Origin of the sequence: Mucilaginibacter sp., from assembly GCF_028288105.1 — a bacterium.
Lineage (GTDB): Bacteria > Bacteroidota > Bacteroidia > Sphingobacteriales > Sphingobacteriaceae > Mucilaginibacter.
This window is the reverse complement of sequence record NZ_JAQBOI010000177.1, coordinates 1-2,545: the sequence shown is the minus strand read 5'-3', so window position 1 is coordinate 2,545 and position 2,545 is coordinate 1. Positions and strand designations below refer to the sequence as shown.

The 2,545-nt window shown below is 42.6% G+C and carries 3 protein-coding genes; all 3 read left to right on the top strand.

Going from position 1 to position 2,545, the window contains the following annotated elements; all coding sequences use genetic code 11:
- On the top strand, positions 1-284 hold a 284-nt coding region (locus tag JWQ85_RS12220), incomplete at its 5' end, for a pyridoxamine 5'-phosphate oxidase family protein (protein ID WP_299468302.1).
- Between the two features lie 117 nt (positions 285-401).
- Positions 402-1,688 carry a kynureninase gene (gene kynU / locus JWQ85_RS12215; RefSeq protein ID WP_299468300.1) on the top strand — a complete coding sequence of 429 codons (1,287 nt, stop codon included), beginning with the start codon at positions 402-404 and terminating at the stop codon, positions 1,686-1,688.
- Between the two features lie 6 nt (positions 1,689-1,694).
- The coding region (locus tag JWQ85_RS12210) for a bestrophin family protein (protein WP_299468298.1) at positions 1,695-2,545 on the top strand (851 nt) is incomplete at its 3' end.

Sequence of the window (2,545 nt, the reverse complement as noted above, 5' to 3'; positions counted from 1 at the left end):
TAACCTATTCTGATATAAAAAACCACACCTATTTAAGTATTGTAGCCGAGGCAGCATTGGTTAACGATAAAGCCAAAATGAAAGAATTGTGGAACCCCTTTGTAGAGGCATTCTTTCCCGAGGGATTGAACGACCCTAAGTTAACTTTACTAAAAGTTACCCCAACAGATGCCGAGTACTGGGATAGCAAGACCAGTAGTATGGTGGTGTTGATCAATATGCTTAAAGCTACCTTTGCAGGTAAACAATACGACGAAGGTCAACACGGGAAAATAGCTATATAAGTTACTGAAGCCATCAGTAATGTCATGAAATTTTAATACAGGTCACAGAGACATATGTTTGTGGCCTTTGTTTTAATTAAATCATTTTAAGAAATCTCTTTTTTGTAATATTGGCTGATGATTTACCAGGATACCTTAGAATTTGCCAATCAGCTGGATCAACAAGATCAGTTAAAAAGCTTCCGCGATGAGTTTTTGATACCGAAGCATAACGGACATGATGCGGTTTATTTATGCGGTAACTCTTTAGGCTTACAGCCCCGTTCAGCCAAAAAATATATACAAGATCAATTGAATGCCTGGGAAGATAATGCAGTGGAAGGTTGGTTTATGGGTAACGAGCCCTGGCTTAATTACCATAAGCAACTACTTAGTCCGTTAGCAAGCATATTAGGAGCTAAGGAAGCCGAAATAACGGTGATGAACTCGCTTACAGTAAACCTTCATTTATTGATGGTAAGTTTCTATAAACCAACAAGTAAACGATATAAGATATTAATGGAAGCCGGCGCCTTCCCGTCTGACCAGTACGCAGTTGAAAGCCAGGCACGTTTCCATGGTTTCGATCCTAAAGATGCTGTAATAGAAGTTGCCCCACGCGCTGGCGAAACCATTTTACGTACCGAAGATATCCTGAAACAAATTGCTGATAATGCCGATGAATTGGCTTTAGTGCTGTTCAGTGGAATCAATTATTATACTGGCCAGTTCTTTGATCTGGAAGCTATTGCTAAGGCTGGCCATGCTGCAGGTGCTATAGTGGGGTTTGATCTGGCGCATGCTGCGGGGAATATTCCGCTTAAACTGCACGATTGGGATGCCGATTTCGCCTGCTGGTGTTCATACAAGTACATGAACTCGGGGCCGGGTGGCATAAGTGGCATATTTGTACATGAGAAGCATTTTGCAGATAAAACCCTCAACCGTTTTGCGGGATGGTGGGGTTACCGACGTGATAAGCAATTCCTGATGGCGCCCGGTTTTGAAGCCGAAAATGGGGCAGAGGGGTGGAACGTAAGTACCAGCCCCATCTTGCTGATGGCGCTGCACCGCGCATCGTTAGATATATTTGAAAAAGCAGGCGGGTTGCACGCATTACGCGCTAAAAGCGAAACCCTGACCGGGTATCTGGAATACAAGATAAACGAGGTAAATGAAAAATATGGCGAAGATGTTTATCATATCATCACACCTGTAAATAAAAACGAGCGCGGCTGCCAGCTATCGGTAGTGTGCAAACGCGACGCGAAGCTGATATTTACTTACCTGGCAGATAATGGCGTTATAGGCGACTGGCGCGAGCCGGATGTGATCCGTTTGAGCCCGGTGCCGCTTTATAACTCTTATGCCGATGTTTACAAAGCTTCAGAAAGTCTTTTTAAGGCTCTTGGAGCCGTTAAATAATATAAAATGATATACTACAATCCAAGGCAGTGGTTCTTGCTTACATTCAGGTTTAATAAGGCTGATACCCTGCGCGAATTATTCCCGCTGATGTTATCGGTTAGCGTTTATGCAGGTGTGGTAACTTTTTTGCTGATAGATTACTGGCATGTTTCCGAAACCAGCATATTGCGTAAGGTTATTTATGTACACCAAACTATCGGTTTTGTGTTTTCCTTGTTGCTCGCTTTTCGTATCAATTCGGCTTATGACCGGTGGTGGGAAGGGCGTAAAATTTGGGGTAGTCTTACAAATAACAGTCGTAACCTGGCCATGAAGCTAAAGCATTTGGTTAGCGATAAAGACGCGGCATTTTTTAATTATGCCATTCCATTGTATGCAAGATCGCTTAAAAACCATTTGCGCGATGAGTATGTGAGGGAAGACCAGGCGCTTTTAGTTACCGATGGTAATAAGCATGTTCCCAATCAGGTAGCATCGGCCATTATCAAAAACGTTTATCGTTTAAACAAAGAAGGGCAGATCAACCCGGAGCAACTGGTGAGTATAACCGCCGAAATAACTTCATTTACAGATATTTGTGGCGGATGCGAACGGATCAAGAAAACACCGATACCGTTCTCTTACAGCGTTTTTATCAAGAAGTTCATCTTCACCTACATCATGACATTGCCCTTTACCTGGGCATTCGATTTGAAGTATTTTATTATGCCGATAATTGGCTTCATCCTGTTTGTGTTTGCCAGTATTGAGCTAATAGCAGAAGAAATTGAAGACCCTTTTGGTAATGATGCGAACGACTTGCCGCTTGATAACATTTGCGACAATATTCAAAAACACGTTGCCGAGATCTTTGC